Here is a 15760-nt window from a genome sequence, read left to right on the forward strand (position 1 = left end):
GGCTCCTGCGCAGACGGGGCTTCTTCGCCGGCCGTTTGGCGCCGCGCGGGCCGGGCCGGATTGCGTCTCGATTCACACGCCGGTTCGGCTTTGGGGCGGAGCTGTCCTAGAAGCCTCGGCAGGTTCGCGTACACGGAGCACGTGCCGATGAAGATCAACCAGGAAAGGTGCGTCGCCTGCGGCAATTGCACCTACGTCTGTCCGATGGGCGCCATCTTCATCAATCCGAAGACGAAACGCGCCACGATCAATCGCGACGCCTGCGTCGAATGCTATGCCTGCTACAACGGACTCAGCCAGGAGCATCTGCCGCCGCGCACGGTCCGCGCCACCCGCAAGGCGATGCGCGCGCTATTGATGCGCTTCGAGCCGGACCCGGACATTTGCCCGACCGCATGCTTCGAGCCCGAGGATCTGGAATGGCCGCGCATCGTCCGCCGCGCCTTCTCGGACCCGCGCGTGCCCCACGAATCCACCGGGATCGTCGGGCGCGGCACTGAGGAGGTGAAGACGAACGACGTGACCAACAGGGTCTCGGTCGGGGAAGTCGGCTTCACCATCGAGTTCGGCCGCCCGGGGGTCGGGGTCCGGTTCCACGAAATTCAGGAAATGAGCCGAGCCATGGCGCAGGCCGGCATCGCATTCGAGCCGAACAACCCGGTGACGACGTTGATGACCGATGTGACGACCGGAACCGTACGGCCCGACATCCTCGACGAGAAAGTGCTTTCCGCGATCCTCGAGATCAAGGTCCCGGTCGCGCGGGTCGAGGAGGTGATCCGCATCGTCTGGGAAGTCGAGAAGCGGCTGGACACGATCGTCGTGCTCGGCGTCGGCACGCGCTGCGACGAGAATGGCGAAGATCATGTCGTCGCGCCGGTCCTGAAGCGCCTCGGCTACAAGCTGCACCGGGCGAAGACCAACGTCGGGCTCGCGGGGCCGCCGATCCAGAGGATCGAGCGCGAGACGACTGATCCGGAGGGGCTCGAGACATGACCAATACGCTGCACAGGTTCGGCACGGCCGAGAGCTTCTTCGACGATTATATCGTCATCGCCATTCCGGCGAAGGGCGTGAAGGGCAGGGGTGACCCGATGCCCGCCCTCAAGCGCTTTCTCGAGATCGCGCTCGAATATGGGCCGGTGAATCTGGGTGATGCGATGAGCGGAGGAGCGATCCGGCCGACCCGGCACAAGCGCGCGGTCGAACATTTCTTCGCACGGCCGACCAGGCCGGACTTCAACGCGGTGATCGCCGGAATAAGCAAGCCGACCACTTATGCCGCCGTGTTCGACGACAAGGATTCCGCTGAGGCCTTCGTCGCGCGGATCAAGGAGGAGAAACTGGGACTTAGCATCAACGTCTCTTCGTCGCTGGAGAATGGCCAGGGATGCTGTGCAAAGGCCGGAGTCCCCCGCCACAGCATCGGCTATTCGCTCGGGTTCGAAGGAATTCCGGACAATGTGCCGAACCGCCATGTGATGATGCTGTCGACCATGTGCGGCCACGGCATGATCGCCCAGTCTTTCGCCAAGAAGATGATCGACTGGGTGAAGGAAGGCCGCTGCACGCCGGACGAGGCCGTCGCCTATCTAAGTCGCTTCTGCTCTTGCGGAATCTTCAATCCTTCGCGCGCCAAGAGGATCATCGACGATGCCCGCATCAAGGCTTTCTAATCTCTTCGGCCTGCTGCTGGCGCTCGTCCTCGGCGCCTGCTCCACAGCCGAGGCCGACGAACCGGGCGGAACGGTGCTGACCAATTTCACGCTGATCGACGGTACGGAACGGCCGCCCGTTCCCGACGCTGCGATGATCATCGGCGGGGACGGGCGCATCGCCTGGGTCGGGCCGGCCACGCAGCTTCAGGCCCCTGCCGGATCCGAAACGATCGACCTCGCCGGCCAATATGTGATTCCGGGGCTGATCGACCTTCACGTCCATCTCGCCATATCGGATGGACTGGCCACCGATCCGGCCCTGCTCACGCCCGAGAATATCGAGCGCGATCTTCGCACCTATGCCGCCTACGGAGTCACCGCCGTCCAGGTGATGGGCACCGATCGCGACGACATCTATGCGATCCGCGATGCCCAGCGGACTGGGCGGCCGGAATCGGCGCGGATCTTTACCTCGGGTCAGGGCATCGTCTTCGAGGGCGGATATGGCGGGGCGCCTGGGGTCAACCGGCCCGTCTCGACGCCCGAGGAGGCCGCCGCAGAGGTCGATCGCCAAGCCGCCAACGGCGCCGATTTCATCAAATTCTGGGTCGATGACGAGCTCGGCACGATGCCGGCCATGCCGCCGGAGATCAGCGCGGCGGTCATCGAGGCCGCTCACCGCCACGGCCTGCGCGCCATCGCTCACATCTTCTACCTGGAGGATGCCAAGCGGCTGGTCGAGCAGGGCGTAGACGGCCTCGCCCATGGCGTGCGCGACCGGCCGGTCGATGCCGAGCTGATCGAGGCGATGCGCGATCGCGGCACCTGGCAGGTCGCGGAGACGCTGTCCCGCGAAGCCTCGATGTTCGCTTATGGCGAGCCTGCCCCCTTCCTTGGCGATCCCTTCTTCACCCGCTCCGTGCGACCGGAGGTGCTCGCCCGGCTGCGCAGCCCGGAACATCAGGCCCGGATCGCGTCCAACCCGCATTTCCACGATTTCCCCCGCTTCCTGGAGATGGCGAAGACCAATTTGCGCCGCCTTGCCGACGGGGGTGTCCGGATCGGCTTCGGCACGGACAGCGGGCCGATCTCCCGCTTTCCCGGCTATTTCGCGCATTGGGAGCTGCAGCAGCTCGTGGACGCGGGCTTCACGCCGGCGGAGGCGATCCGCATGGCGACCGGCCAGGCGGCCGAGTTCCTCCGCGCGGAAGATCTCGGCACCCTGGAACCGGGGCATTGGGCGGACCTCGTCGTCCTGGAGGCCGATCCGCTCGCGGACATAAGCAACAGCCGAACGATCCGTTCGGTCTACATCGCCGGCCGGCCCGTGCCGCTGGATTTGAACCGGGGTGCCGGGGAGGGGTAAGCATTTATGGCCACCAGCGCCCGTCCGACCAGGGTCAGGCACATTGTGCTCTGGCTCACGGTCGCCGCCTACATGATCACCTATATGGATCGGGTCGTGATCTCGACCGCGGCCCCGTCGATCCAGGAAGAGTTCGGCTTCTCCACCGTCACGATGGGGTGGATCTTCTTCGCCTTCCAGATCAGCTACGCCTTGTTCCAGATCCCCGGCGGCTGGATGGGCGACCGTTTCGGTCCGCGCCGAGCGCTGACCGCCGTGGTGGTCTGGTGGTCGGCCTTTACCGCGCTGACGGCGACTGCCTGGTCGGCCGGGTCGATGGTCGTGATGCGCTTCCTGTTCGGCATGGGCGAAGCCGGCGCTTTCCCGATTGCGACCCGCTCGCTGTCCCGGTGGATGCTGCCCTCGGAGCGCGGTTGGGCGCAGGGTGTCACCCATGCCGGAGCGCGGCTCGGCGCCGCCGTGACTCCGGTGCTGGTCGCCTATCTGATCATCGAATTCGGCTGGCGCATGCCGTTCATCGCCTTTGCCTTGCTCGGCCTCGCCTGGGCGGCGCTTTGGTTCGTCTTCTATCGCGATCATCCGCGCGAGCACGCATCCGTGAACGAAGCGGAGCTGGAGCGTATCGAGGCGGCGCTCGGCACGCGCACGGCCGGCCGCCGCTCGGTGCCCTGGCGCCAGCTGCTCGGCAACGGCCAGATCTGGCTGCTGTCGGCAATGTACTTCTGCTACGGCTACAGCATCGTCACCTTCCTTGCCTGGTTCCCAAAATATCTAAGCGACGCCCGCGATTTCGATCTCGCCCAGATGGGCCTCTACGCCAGCGTTCCGCTCGCCGCGGGCGTGCTCGGCGACCTAGCCGGCGGCTGGTTCTCGGACGGCCTTCTGAAGCGCTCGGGCAATCTCAAGCTCGCCCGCCGGCTGGTCGCCTTTGCCGGCTTCCTGATCGCGGGGGTGATGGTTCCGTTCGCCGCTACCGCGGCCGATCCGTTGGTCAGCGTCGCCTTCTTCGCTTTGGCCGTTTTCGGCCTCGAGCTTACCGTCGGCGTCTCCTGGGCTGTCACCCTTGACGTCGGCGGAGAGTTTGCCGGATCGGTTTCCGCGGTGATGAACACGTTCGGCAATATTGCCGGCGCGCTGACGTCGGTCGCGACCGGCTATCTCGTCGTCCACAGCGGCTGGACATCGGCTTTCTTCGTGGTCTCGGCCTTCTGCGTGATGGGGGCCCTGCTCTTCCTGAGGCTGGACGCTTCGCGTCCGCTCTATATCGAAACCTTGAAACCAGCGGAGGCGTGATGAGGACCTTTCATCTGCTCGCGGCAGCCCTTCTCGCCGCATCACCGGCAGCGGCACAGCAGGTCGTTCGCGATGTCGGTTTCCAAGGTTCCGAGGCGGCTCGCTACGACGAGGCCCGGGACGAATATCTCGTCTCCAATCTCGGCGCGCAACGCGGGCCGGACGGCGGCGCCGACGGCTTCGTTTCGCGCGTGGCGCCGGACGGCACCATAGTTGAGCTCAAGTGGATCTCACAGGGGCTGGTCGACCCGCTCGGTATCTTCGTCCACGGCGATCGTCTCTACGTCGCTGACGTGGCCGCGGTAAAAACCTTCGACCGCAGCACGGGGGCGCCGCGCGAAACGATCGACGTGGCGGGTGCAGTGCGGCTCAACGACCTTGCCGTCGCGCCTGATGGCACCGTCTATGTCACCGACAGCGGCAGCAACGAGTCGCCCGGCGCATTGTGGCGGATCGGGCCGGACGGCGCCGTCTCGGCCTTCGCGCCCCGTGATCCGGGGCTTGAGCGGCCGAATGGAATCGCCGTGCTTCCCGATGGCAACGTCATCCACGGCGGCAGAGGCGTGAACCTCGTGGTCCGCACGCCTGCCGGTGCAATTGTCCGCGAAGTGACTCTGCCGACCGGGCAATTCGACGGTATCGTGGTCCTGCCGGACGGAAGCCTGCTCGTCGCCAGTCAGCTCGGGCACAATGTCTATCGCCTGGACCTGGAGAGCGGCTCCACCACCACGGTCGCCGAGAATATCGAGGTTCCGGCCGCGATCGGCTACGATCCGCGCCGCAACCGGTTGCTGGTGCCCCAGATCCGCGCCGCCACGCTCACCATCCATCCGCTCTGACCGCGCCGCCGCGGAAGTTCTCTGCTCATTGCTCCCTGAGCGCGGTCTCGCTGAGCTTCGTGATCGGCGAGAGGATATATTGGAGGACCGTGCGGGTGTCGCCGAGCAGGTCGACCTCCGCCACCATGCCCGGACCGATCGGCATCGGCTGGCCGCGTGGGTCCAGAAGCGCATTGGCGGCCGTGCGAACGCGGACGAGATAGAAGGTCTCTCCCGTCCGTTCCTCGGTGACCGCGTCAGGCGAGATGGCAATGACCCGCCCGTCCAGCGTCCCATAAACGGCGCGGTCGTAAGCGGTGATTGCGACCTTGGCAGGCTGGTCGAGGCTGACGAAGGCGATATCCTGGGGAAGAACGCGCGCTTCGATCAGCAGATTCTCTTCCGACGGCACGATCTCGACGAGCGGCGCGCCTGGCGCGACGGTGCCGCCGCGTGTCGTGACGAGCACCCGGTTGACCAGCCCGGCCAGCGGCGCGCGCACGACCGTTCGCTCGACCCTTTCCGCGAGCGCCGGCAGGGCGCGGCGCCGAGCCGCCCGCTCCGCTTGCGCCGAGGCCAGTTCGTTGGCCGCCTGCGCCCGCCATTCCTGGCGAAGCTGCGCGAAGGAGGACCGCGCCTCGACCACGCTCGCACGCGCGCGTGCAATCGACGCGGCGGCGGCTTCGGCTTCGCTCGCAGCGACGGCCGCGGCACTTTCCGCCTGGGCGAGGCTGAGCCGCGGCTCGATGCCGCGCTCGACCAGTGGACGCAGGATCCGGACTTCGGCCTGGCGCGAGTCGCGCGCCGCCACTCGCGCATGATAGGTCGCCTCGGCTTCGGCCACGGCGCGTTCGGCCTGGGCGATGCGCGCCTGCGCCGCCGCGGAGAGGCTGGCGAGATCGGCCATGCGCGAGGTGTGCAGCGACTGTTCGATGGCGATCTGCTCCGCCAGCACCGGATTGCTGGCCGCCGGATAGGCCGGGCTGGATCCCGCTACCTCGGCCTGCAGCCGCGCGATCTTGGCGGCGAGCGCCGACAAGGTCGCCTCGCCGCTCCCGAAATCGGCGCCCGTCTGCGTCTCGTCGAGCCGGATCAGCGGGTCGCCGGCGCGCACGAGCTGTCCCTGGCGGACGAGTATGGCCTCGACGATCCCGCCCTCCAGGTTGGACACCACCTGAAGCTGAGAGCTGGGAATCACCCGTCCCATGCCGCGAACCGTTCGCTCGATCTCGGCGAAATAGGCCCAGATGAAGAAGATCAGGACGAAGCCGGTGACGACCCACAGGAGGACGCTCGACGCCGTCCGCGGCTTGATCCGATCGGTGAGGTCCTCGATGTGGGTGCCGTGCATGCTAGGGTCCTGACGTCCTGGCTAGGCAGCTTTGGGGCGCATGATCTTCTGCAGCACGGCGTCGCGTCCGCCATCGGCCACGACCTTGCCCCTGTCGAGCAGAATGATTCGCTTCACCAGCTGCAGCAGCGGCGGCCGATGGGTGATCAGTATCAGCGTCCGCCCCTCCAGCTCCTGGGTGAGGCGCTGGATCAAGGCGGTCTCGGTCTGCGCGTCCATTGCACTGGAAGGCTCGTCCATGATGACGATCGGCGGCTTTCCGGCAATGGCCCGGGCGATGGCGATCGACTGGCGCTGGCCGCCGGAAAGCCCTTCGCCGCGGTCGGCGAGCTTCAGGTCGTAGCCATTGGCGATCTGGCCCATGAACTGGTGGGTGCCCGAAATCTCGGCGGCACGGATCAGCTCCGCATCGTCGACCTGCGGTCGGTCGAGCACGATATTCTCGCGCACCGAACCGGTCAGCAGGACGCTCTCCTGCATCGCCGCGCCCATATTGGCCCGAAGGTCCTTGGGGTCGAGCTGGCGGATGTCGGTGCCGTCGATCAGGATCAGGCCTTCCTCCGGCGGATAGAGGCCGAGGATCAGGCGCGCGATGGTCGACTTGCCGGATCCTACCCGGCCGAGCAGGGCGACATGCTCGCCCGGCTCGATCGTGAAGGTTACGCCGTCCAGAGCTCTTTCCGGCGCGTTGGGGTAACGGAAGCCGACATTGCGCAGCTCGATCCGGCCTTCGACCCGGCTGAGCTTTAGCGGCTCGCCTTCGGGTCCCTCGGGCGGGAGCTCCATCATGGCGTTGATCTGGCGATAGGCTGTGCGGGTCGCGGTGATCCGGGAAAGCAGTTGGGAGATTTGCGCGAGCGGCGCGATCGCGCGCCCGGCGAGGATCGAGCAGGCGATCAGGCCTCCCATCGTCAATTGCTGCTCGGCGATGAGGTTGACGCCGACGATGACGACTCCGGCGTAGGAGATCGTGCCGGCGGACGTCGCGAAAGTGACTCCGATCGACGAGATCATCCGCTGGCGAAGCGAGCTGTCGCTATGTTGCTCGACCGCCTTGAGCCAGCGCCTGGACAGCAGGGGCGCGGCCCCGGCCGTCTTGACCGTCTCGAGGCCACCGATCGCCTCGACCAGCACCGACTGCTTGAGCATGCCTTCGCCCAGTGCGCGCGCCGAAAGCCGCTCGAGCGCGGGATGGGTGAGCCATCCGATCAAGATGACGAGCGGCACCATGAGCGCCGGCACCAGCACCACCGGGCCGCCGATGATCGCGACGACGCAGAGCGTGAGAATGATGAACGGCACGTCGACGACCGCGGTGAGCGTCGCGGAGGCGAAGAAGTCGCGCAGCGCCTCCAGCTCTCGCATCATGCTGGCGAGCGCGCCGGTCGATCCCTTCTTGAGCTCGAGGCGGATCGCCAGCAGCCGCTCGAACACCTCGCCGCCTATGTCGCGGTCGATCTGGGCGCCGGCATGGTCGACGAAATAGGCGCGGAGCATCTTCAGCACGAAATCGAACAGGATGACGATGCCGAGGCCGATCGAAAGCGCGACCAGGGACGACATGGCATTGTTCGGAACGACGCGGTCGTAGACCGTCATCGTGAACAAGGCGGTGAGCAGCCCGAAGATGTTGATGAACACCGCTGCCACCGCGACTTTCCAATAGGTCGACCGGTTGCGGCGCATCGGTTCCATCAGCCATTCGGCGAGCCGCGGCCTGGGAACCTTGACGAGATTTTCAGCGCTCACCTTCCCCCCTCAATCGGTCAGCGTCGATCCGCAGCGCTTCGAGCAGGCGCCCGGTTCGGGACAGCAGGACGTAGCGCGCGGCATCCAATTCCGTCAGCGCCTGGATGTAAGAGGTCGCCGATTCGAAATAGGCATCCTCGGCGTCGACCACGTCGAATAGGGTGCCGCGCGCCGACCGGAAGCGCTCCGCAATGACGTCGCGCGACTGGCGGCTTGCAATATAGGCCTGCTCCAGCGAGCGCAGCTGCTGCTCCAGCGCGCGCACGTCGGACCAGGCGATGGCGGCGTCGCGCTCGGCTTCTTCCGTGATCCGCATCGCGCGCGCGTCGGCGGCGCGGGCGCGGGCATCCGCCTGGTCGGCGCGGGCGTCGGCATTGCCGAGCAGTCGCCAGCGCATGGCCAGGCGGCCGCGTATGTCATAATCCCTGTCGGTCTCGAACACGCCGTAGCGCCCGGCGTCGATTCCGGCACTGAACTGCGGCAGGCGGTCCGCCCGGGCGGCGCGAGCCTCCTGGCGACTCGCATCCGCCTGCGCCTGCGCGCTCCGCACCGCCGGGGATTCCATCGCCGCGAGCGCGGCCTCGTCCCGGCTCTGCACCGGCACCCCCATTGCGGGCGCCCGCTGGAGCTCGGCCGGAGGCGGCATTCCCGCCAGCTCGGTGAAGCGCGCCTCGGCGCCCGCGAGCTGCCGGCGGAAGCGGGCCAGCCGCGTCTCGGCCTGGGCGATGTAGGAATCGACGCGGGGAAGGTCTCCTTCCGCCGACGCCCCCTCCCGGATCCGCATCTCCACCGCTTCGCGCAGCTCGCGCTGGCTATCCGCGAACGCCTCGGTCAGCGCGACCAGGGCGCGATAGCCGAACACGTCGTACCAGGCGCCGATCGCGTTCATGGCGATCTGGTCCGCCGTTGCCTCCAGGTCCGATCCGGCGGCCCGAAGGCGCGCGCCGGCGGCCGAGATGCGGCGGGAGGTGGCGCCGAAATCGAACAATGTCTGCTGCGCCGTCAGGATCGCATCCGTCCGCTGCTCGGGGCGCGAGCTCTCGATGATGTTGGTGGGATCGTCCGAGAATTCGCGCGAGAGGACCCGGTAGGAGGTGACCGTCGCATCGAGCGTGGGGAGCACGGCGCTGCGTGCCTCGCTGAGCCCCGCCAGCGCCTCGTCCTCGCCGGCGGCGGCTTCGGCAGTCCCGGGATGCTGCTCGACTGCGGAGGCGACGAGCGCGCGGAACGCCTCCTGGTCCGCTTGCTGGAGTCGCAGCCTGAGCACCGGGTCGGTGGCGAAATCGATCTCGAACGGGCGGCCGGAGGGCGCAGGCAGGGGTTCCTGCGCCGTCGCTGTCGCGGATGCGATGATCATGGCCCCCACGGCCGCCGAGCGAATGATGCCCCGCAAATGTCCCCCTTGCCGGCATCAGATTTAGATCGGCTGCCGCGGGAACGCCAGTCTTATCTGCTTTCCCGCGCCTCATTCCGTTTGCAGGTCAAGCAGTTGGACTGGGCCGGCCCATCTGCGGGCCTCATCCCTTGGGGCCGGCAGATGGGTCGTCCGTCAGGCCCTCTTGTGACGGCGACTATGGCCGCAGAACATCGTCCTGCCCGCCTTCGCGCGGTTCCCAGAAGGTCGCCCAGCCGGTCGGTCCGCCGGTGTCCGGAAGGGAATCCCTGATGCCGTCGGCCGGGTTCGGGTCCACGCCCCAGCCTTGCCGGTGGAGATGGGCCTTGGCGATCATGTTGGCCGAAACGGGGGCGGTGATGAAGAGGAAGAGGGCGATCAGCAGCTCGTGCGCCGACCAGCTTCCGACGAAGGCCGGAAAGAAGATCATCGACGCGATGAGCGTGCTGCCCACGCCGAGCGTCGTCGCCTTGGTGGGGCCGTGGAGGCGCGTCATCAGCGACGGAAGTCGGGCCAGCCCCAGCGAACCGACGAAGGCGAAGACGCCGCCAAGGACGATCAGGAAGGAGATGAGTATCTCGATGGCGGTTTCCATCATCCTATTCCACGATGTCGCCGCGCAGCAGGAACTTGGCGTAGGCGACGGTGCCGACGAAGCCGACCATGGCAAGCAGAAGGGCCGCCTCGAAATAGGTCGTGCTGCCCTCGTAGATGCCGAACAGCATGATCAGTGCGATGGCATTGATCGCCATCGTGTCGAGGGCGAGGATGCGGTCGCCGTTCGAAGGGCCGGCGAGGAGGCGCCATGCATTCATCAGGATCGCGGAGGCGACGAGAATGAAGCCGATGGCGAGGGCGGTTCCGATCATCGGAAGATCCTCTTGAGTCGAGCCTCGTAACGGTCCTTGATCCGTTGGATCTCCGCCTGCGGATCGGCCGCGTCGAGGGCATGCACCAGTAGCGAATGGCCGTCTGCCGAGACGTCGGCGGAGACGGTTCCCGGCGTGAGGCTGATCGTTCCGGCCAGCGTGGTGATCGCTTCGGGCGAGTGGATGTCGAGCGGGATGACCAGCCAGCGCGAACGCAGGCGCGAACTGGGGCGAAACAGGATGAGCCAGGCTACCTGGAAGTTCGCCACCACGATGTCCCACAAGACGATCGCGAGATATTCCAGCATCGGCCAGCCGAACCGGATCTTCGGCCGGTTCGGCCAGAAGGGTGCCGTCAGCTGGGGTACGATGAGGGCAACCGCCACGCCGACCAGGAGTCCGCCGACGCTGACATCGTTGAGCAGCAGCGTCCAGACGATGACGATCAGCGCCGCCAGGACCGGGTGGGGGAAAAGGCGGCGGATCATCGTACGCCTCCCCGATGGCCGCCGAGAACCGTCTCGATATAGAGCTGCGGCGAAAGGAGCTGGGCGGCGGCCTCGCCGGCATAGCCGGTCGCCGGACCGGCAAAAATCGTAAGGAGGGCCAGTAGCGCGAGCAGGCCTGATGCCGGCAGAAGTGCCAATGGGCGCAGATCGGGCGGGCGCGTCCTCGGAAGGGTTTCGACTTGCGCGCTCTTCCAGAAGAGCAGGCTTCCCGCCCGTGCGAAGGCGATGATGGCGAGAAAGGTCGTGCCGAGGATGGTCGCCCAGATCCATGGGGCGGCCGCATGATCGCGGGCAGCATCGAGCACGAGCAGCTTGCCGACGAAGCCGGAAAGGGGCGGCAGGCCGGCGAGTGCCACCGCGGCGAGTAGAAATATCAGCGAGAGGGGCTCGATACCGGCGTGGCGCGGGCCCGGCTGGAGTCGGTCATCCAGGTCCGCGCGTCGGCGGGCAATCAGGTCGGCTGTCAGAAACAGGAGGGCGCCGGCCAGGGTGGAATGCGGAAGGTAATAGATGGCGGCGGCCAGCGCCGACTGCTCGAACAGCGCCACGGCGACGAGCAACGTGCCGGTCGATCCGATGATGGCGAAGGCTGCCAGCTCGAACAGCCGGCTGGCCGCAAGCAGGCCGATGAAGCCGATCACGACGGTGAGCAAGGCGGCGGGCAGCATCCATGACGCCGGAGCCCAGGCCGCGGCGCCCGCATCGTCGCCGAAGGCGAGAGTCGTCACCCTGATGATCGAATAGACTCCGACCTTGGTCATGATCGCGAACAACGCCGCCACCGGTGCGGATGTGTTTGCGTAGGTCCGGGGCAGCCAGAGATGCAGCGGCAGCAGCGCGGCCTTCAACGCGAAGACGACGATCAGCAGCTGGGCTCCCGCGCGGATCAGGCCCTGGTCGCTGGCCGGCGCCGCCGCCACGCGCACCGCGAGATCGGCCATGTTGAGCGTCCCGGTGACGCCATAGAGAATGCCGACGGCCACCAGGAAAAGCGTCGATCCGACGAGGTTGATGATCACATATTGAACGCCGGCCTGGAGCCGCGCCGTGCCCTGGCCGTGCAGCATGAGGCCGTATGAAGCGATCAGCAGCACCTCGAAGAAGACGAACAGATTGAAGAGGTCGCCGGTCAGGAAGGCGCCGTTGAGCCCGAGCAGCTGGAAGTGGAATAAGGGGTGGAAGTGCCATCCGCGCCGGTCGAGCCCGGTCACCATCACGTGGACGAGCACCGCCAGCGCCAGCAGCGAGGTCATCAGCAGCATCAGCGCGGAAAAGCGGTCCAGCACCAACACGATTCCGAACGGGGCGGGCCAATCGCCAAGTGCATAACGGGTGATCGTGCCGTCGCTTGCCTGCCACAGCAGTCCGAGCGCGATGAGGACGAGAGCCAGGCAGGCGGAGGCGGAAAAAGCGCGCCCGAGGGCGAGCGTCCGGCGCATGCCGAGCAGAGTCAGGGCCGCCACGAAGGCGGGAAGGGCGATCGGCACGATCAGGAGATGGTTCATGCGGGGCCGTCTCGTTCGTCCGGAGTTCCGTCGACATGGTCGGTGCCGGTCTCGAGATAGGTGCGCAGCGCAAGGACCACCACGAGGGCCGTCATGCCGAAAGAGATGACGATCGCCGTCAGCACCAGCGCCTGGGGAAGCGGATCGGTATAGGCGTCCACACCCTTCTGGTAGATGGGCGGCCGGTCCACGATCAGCCGGCCCATCGAGAACAGGAAGACATTGATCGCGTAGGACAGCATGGCGAGGCCGAGCACCACCGGGAAGGTGCGGCCGCGAAGGCAAAGATAGATTCCCGCGGCAGTCAGGAGGCCGATGGCGCTGGCGACCAGCATTTCCAGGGTCATGCCGCTGTCTCCGGATGTCGGCTCGGGTCGACGTCCATCGGATATTTGGTCCGCTCGAGCTTCTCGGCGCGTTGAGCGACGTTCGATAACTGGGCGAGCGCCAGCATCACCGCACCCACCACGGTGAGGGCGACGCCGACATCGAAGGCGATTGCGCTCGCCAGCTCGAACTCGCCGATGACCGGCAGATGGAAATAGTCGAACGTGCTGGTCAGGAACGGCGCCCCGAAAAAGATCGCGGCCGTCCCGGTGGTGGCGGCCGCTATCACGCCCCAGCCGATGAGCGCATGATGGTCGAAGCGGCGTCGCCGGTCGGCCCATTCGAAGCCGGAAGCCATATATTGCATCAGGAACGCGACCGAGAAGATCAGGCCGGCGATGAAGCCGCCTCCCGGCATGTTGTGGCCGCGCAGGAAGATGTACACGCCGGCAACGATCGCGAGCGGAAGCAGCAGCCGCGTGGCCACCACGAGCATCATCGGGTGCCGCTCGGGCGATCGGATCAGGTCGGGGGTCCAGTTCGCCAGGCGCCGGCCCGACACGCCCTTGGTCGCGGTTTCGAGGAGAGCGAAGATGCCGAGGGCGGCAATGCCGAGGACGATGATTTCGCCGAACGTGTCGAAACCGCGAAAATCGACCAGGATGACGTTGACCACATTGGTGCCGCCGCCACCTTCATAGCTGTTCTCCCAATGGTAGCGGGAAATCGGATCGTTCGGATCGCGGGTCATCACGGCCCAGGCGGCGAACGCCGCGGCCGTCCCGCCCAGCGCGCCGATCACGCCATCGCGCACCCGATGCGGGGTGGAGCTGATCCGGGGCGGCTCCTTGGGCAGGAGGTTGAGCGCCAGCAGGAGCAGGAGGATCGTGACGACCTCCACGGAGATCTGCGTGAGCGCGAGGTCCGGCGCCGAAAGATAGACGAAGCCCAGCGAGACGATCAGGCCGATGACGCTGATGAAGATGAGCGCAAGATAGCGATGGCGCTGGGCGCTGATCACGGCCAGGATCGCGCCCAGCAAGGCAAGCCAGGCCACGATCGCAACGGGTGAGGCGGGTATTCCGGGTCGCGCGCCGAAGCTGAAGCCGCCCGTCGCGGCGCCTTCGATGCCGAGGAGCACGGCCGCCGTGAACAGGACGGCGAGAGAGCGCTGCAGCGATCCGTTGTGGATCCGGCGGGTCACCTGATTTGCAGCTTGGCCCAACGTCTCGATCCCGCTCTCGAACAGCCGCTTGGCTTCCGGGACGGGCAGCCGCGCCCATAGCCGTTCCGCGGCCGCATGCCGCCACAGGATCAGCGCGCCGGCGGCGACCGCCACGATGCTCATGACCAGCGCCGGCGTGAAGCCATGCCACATCTTCAGCGCGAAACGAGGCGGTTCGTCACCGATTACCGCGCCGGACACCGACTGGACGAGCGGCCCGGCGATGGCGGCGGGGAAGAGGCCGATCGCCACGACCAGCATGACGAGGACGGCGGAAGGGCCCCAAAGGCCGACGGGCGCGTCGTGCGGCCTCCTGGGATAGTCGTCGCGTCGCGGGCCGAAATAGACGTGGGCGATATAGCGCAGCGAATAGGCGACCGAGAGCGTCGCGGCGATGGTGGCGACCACCGGCACCAGCCAGCTCAGCCCGCCCCAGACGGTGTGGGCTGCCTCCTCGAGCATCATCTCCTTCGAAAGAAACCCGTTCAGCGGCGGGAGCCCGGCCATGGAGGCCCCGGCCACGATCGCAAGGGTTCCGGCGATTGGCATGAAGGTGAGCAGTCCGCCGAGCCGTCGAATGTCCCGGCTTCCGACCTCATGGTCGACGATGCCGGCATTCATGAACAAGGCCGCCTTGAAGGTGGCATGGTTGATGATGTGGAAGACGCCGACCACCGCCGCCATGGGGGTGCCGAAGCCGAACAGCATGGTCAGTAGCCCGAGATGGCTGACCGTCGAATAGGCCAGCAGCGCCTTGAGGTCGTTCTTGAACAGCGCAAAGGCCGCGCCGAGGAGCATCGTCACCAGGCCCGTGGTCGCGACGAGATAGAACCAGGCATCGGTGCCGGCGAGCGCCGGCCACAGCCGGGCGAGCAGGAACACGCCGGCCTTCACCATCGTCGCCGAGTGGAGATAGGCGCTGACAGGCGTTGGCGCCGCCATGGCGTGCGGCAGCCAGAAATGGAACGGGAATTGGGCCGATTTGGTGAAGCAGCCGACCAGGATCAGCACCAGCGCCGGAAGGTAGAGAGGCGAGGCCTTGATCTCCGCGCTGGCTCTCAGGATGTCGCTGAGGTCGTAGGATCCGGCAATGCTGCCAAGCATCAAGAGGCCTGCGATCAGCGCCAGGCCGCCGCCGCCGGTGACGGCAAGCGCCATCCGCGCGCCCTGACGTCCCTCCGGCAGCGCCCGCCAGAAGCCGATCAGGAGGAATGAAGACAGGCTGGTCAGCTCCCAGAAGACGAGGAGGAGCAGCACGTTGTCGGAGATGACGATGCCCAGCATCGCGCCCTGGAAGAGCAGCAGGAAGGCCAGGAACCGGCCCATCGGGTCGGCCGCGGCAAGGTAGAAGCGGGCATAGATGATGATCAGCAGTCCGATGCCCAGGATCAGGCCGGCGAACATCAGCCCGAGCGGATCGAGGAAGAAGTTGACGTCGAGGCCGAGCGTCGGGATCCAGGCGATGCGCGTGGTGATCACTTCGCCGGCCAGCACCCGTGGCGCCATCGACAGGAGAAGCGCCAGCGCCGCGGACGTCGATCCGGCAGCGGCGATCATGTTCGCGTGGCGGCCGAGTCTCGCCGTCGCCGCGACCAGGAGCGCGCCGAGGAAGGGTATCGCGGCAAGGATGGCCAGCGTCACCGGATCGTCCCCGTCTCAAGAGGCGGCAAGGGTCTGAAAAGCCATGGGGGCATGAG

General features: G+C 66.8%; 14 protein-coding genes. 5 read left to right on the forward strand and 9 right to left on the reverse strand.

Features of this window, described 5'->3' with window-relative positions:
- Positions 1-147: 147 nt before the first annotated feature.
- From EKM57_RS05420 to EKM57_RS05440, 5 genes are read left to right on the forward strand one after another with little or no spacing between them, the layout of a single operon-like run.
- Positions 148-996, forward strand: a complete 849-nt coding sequence (locus tag EKM57_RS05420) for a 4Fe-4S binding protein (RefSeq protein ID WP_129791482.1) — start codon at positions 148-150, stop codon at positions 994-996.
- The gene (locus EKM57_RS05425; protein ID WP_129791483.1) at positions 993-1676 is read left to right on the forward strand and encodes a hypothetical protein; all 684 of its coding nucleotides are present in this window, start codon (positions 993-995) and stop codon (positions 1674-1676) included. The genes EKM57_RS05420 and EKM57_RS05425 overlap by 4 nt, the downstream gene beginning before the upstream one ends.
- Positions 1654-3024, forward strand: coding sequence for an amidohydrolase family protein (locus EKM57_RS05430; RefSeq protein WP_129791484.1), 1371 nt, complete (start codon positions 1654-1656; stop codon positions 3022-3024). The genes EKM57_RS05425 and EKM57_RS05430 overlap by 23 nt, the downstream gene beginning before the upstream one ends.
- A gap of 6 nt (positions 3025-3030) precedes the next feature.
- Positions 3031-4317 (forward strand): MFS transporter, encoded by a 1287-nt coding sequence (locus tag EKM57_RS05435; protein WP_129791485.1) that lies wholly within the window; start codon positions 3031-3033, stop codon positions 4315-4317.
- Positions 4317-5156 carry an SMP-30/gluconolactonase/LRE family protein gene (locus EKM57_RS05440; RefSeq protein ID WP_129791486.1) on the forward strand — a complete coding sequence of 280 codons (840 nt, stop codon included), beginning with the start codon at positions 4317-4319 and terminating at the stop codon, positions 5154-5156. The genes EKM57_RS05435 and EKM57_RS05440 overlap by 1 nt, the downstream gene beginning before the upstream one ends.
- Before the next feature lie 25 nt (positions 5157-5181).
- Here the strand turns inward: EKM57_RS05440 and EKM57_RS05445 are convergent, their stop codons facing one another.
- The 9 genes from EKM57_RS05445 to EKM57_RS05485 all read right to left on the reverse strand — a co-directional run bounded on the left by EKM57_RS05445 (position 5182) and on the right by EKM57_RS05485 (position 15704).
- The gene (locus tag EKM57_RS05445; protein ID WP_129791487.1) at positions 5182-6486 is read right to left on the reverse strand and encodes an HlyD family type I secretion periplasmic adaptor subunit; all 1305 of its coding nucleotides are present in this window, start codon (positions 6484-6486) and stop codon (positions 5182-5184) included.
- Positions 6487-6507: 21 nt separating this feature from the next.
- Positions 6508-8235 carry a type I secretion system permease/ATPase gene (locus EKM57_RS05450; RefSeq protein ID WP_129791488.1) on the reverse strand — a complete coding sequence of 576 codons (1728 nt, stop codon included), beginning with the start codon at positions 8233-8235 and terminating at the stop codon, positions 6508-6510.
- Positions 8225-9592, reverse strand: a complete 1368-nt coding sequence (locus EKM57_RS05455) for a TolC family protein (RefSeq protein ID WP_129791489.1) — start codon at positions 9590-9592, stop codon at positions 8225-8227. Before EKM57_RS05455 ends, EKM57_RS05450 begins: the two co-directional genes overlap by 11 nt.
- Before the next feature lie 214 nt (positions 9593-9806).
- Positions 9807-10223, reverse strand: coding sequence for a Na+/H+ antiporter subunit G (locus EKM57_RS05460; RefSeq protein WP_129791793.1), 417 nt, complete (start codon positions 10221-10223; stop codon positions 9807-9809).
- A gap of 4 nt (positions 10224-10227) precedes the next feature.
- The gene (locus EKM57_RS05465; RefSeq protein ID WP_129791490.1) at positions 10228-10497 is read right to left on the reverse strand and encodes a K+/H+ antiporter subunit F; all 270 of its coding nucleotides are present in this window, start codon (positions 10495-10497) and stop codon (positions 10228-10230) included.
- On the reverse strand, positions 10494-10985 hold the full coding sequence (locus tag EKM57_RS05470) for a Na+/H+ antiporter subunit E (protein WP_129791491.1): 492 nt from the start codon (positions 10983-10985) through the stop codon (positions 10494-10496). The genes EKM57_RS05465 and EKM57_RS05470 overlap by 4 nt, the downstream gene beginning before the upstream one ends.
- The gene (locus EKM57_RS05475; protein ID WP_129791492.1) at positions 10982-12511 is read right to left on the reverse strand and encodes a monovalent cation/H+ antiporter subunit D; all 1530 of its coding nucleotides are present in this window, start codon (positions 12509-12511) and stop codon (positions 10982-10984) included. Before EKM57_RS05475 ends, EKM57_RS05470 begins: the two co-directional genes overlap by 4 nt.
- The gene (locus EKM57_RS05480) at positions 12508-12852 is read right to left on the reverse strand and encodes a Na+/H+ antiporter subunit C (protein ID WP_129791794.1); all 345 of its coding nucleotides are present in this window, start codon (positions 12850-12852) and stop codon (positions 12508-12510) included. Before EKM57_RS05480 ends, EKM57_RS05475 begins: the two co-directional genes overlap by 4 nt.
- A gap of 2 nt (positions 12853-12854) precedes the next feature.
- Positions 12855-15704 (reverse strand): monovalent cation/H+ antiporter subunit A, encoded by a 2850-nt coding sequence (locus tag EKM57_RS05485; RefSeq protein ID WP_129791493.1) that lies wholly within the window; start codon positions 15702-15704, stop codon positions 12855-12857.
- Positions 15705-15760: the final 56 nt, after the last annotated feature.

Source organism: Sphingosinicella sp. CPCC 101087, from assembly GCF_004151485.1.
GTDB lineage: Bacteria > Pseudomonadota > Alphaproteobacteria > Sphingomonadales > Sphingomonadaceae > Allosphingosinicella.

Bases quoted from the DNA above. Each gene is read 5' to 3' on its own strand.
- EKM57_RS05420 (WP_129791482.1), top strand. From the start codon at position 148: ATGAAGATCAACCAGGAAAGGTGCGTCGCCTGCGGCAATTGCACCTAC.
- EKM57_RS05425 (WP_129791483.1), top strand. From the start codon at position 993: ATGACCAATACGCTGCACAGGTTCGGCACGGCCGAGAGCTTCTTCGAC.
- EKM57_RS05430 (WP_129791484.1), top strand. From the start codon at position 1,654: ATGCCCGCATCAAGGCTTTCTAATCTCTTCGGCCTGCTGCTGGCGCTC.
- EKM57_RS05435 (WP_129791485.1), top strand. From the start codon at position 3,031: ATGGCCACCAGCGCCCGTCCGACCAGGGTCAGGCACATTGTGCTCTGG.
- EKM57_RS05440 (WP_129791486.1), top strand. From the start codon at position 4,317: ATGAGGACCTTTCATCTGCTCGCGGCAGCCCTTCTCGCCGCATCACCG.
- EKM57_RS05445 (WP_129791487.1), bottom strand. From the start codon at position 6,486: ATGCACGGCACCCACATCGAGGACCTCACCGATCGGATCAAGCCGCGG.
- EKM57_RS05455 (WP_129791489.1), bottom strand. From the start codon at position 9,592: ATGATCATCGCATCCGCGACAGCGACGGCGCAGGAACCCCTGCCTGCG.
- EKM57_RS05460 (WP_129791793.1), bottom strand. From the start codon at position 10,223: ATGGAAACCGCCATCGAGATACTCATCTCCTTCCTGATCGTCCTTGGC.
- EKM57_RS05465 (WP_129791490.1), bottom strand. From the start codon at position 10,497: ATGATCGGAACCGCCCTCGCCATCGGCTTCATTCTCGTCGCCTCCGCG.
- EKM57_RS05470 (WP_129791491.1), bottom strand. From the start codon at position 10,985: ATGATCCGCCGCCTTTTCCCCCACCCGGTCCTGGCGGCGCTGATCGTC.
- EKM57_RS05475 (WP_129791492.1), bottom strand. From the start codon at position 12,511: ATGAACCATCTCCTGATCGTGCCGATCGCCCTTCCCGCCTTCGTGGCG.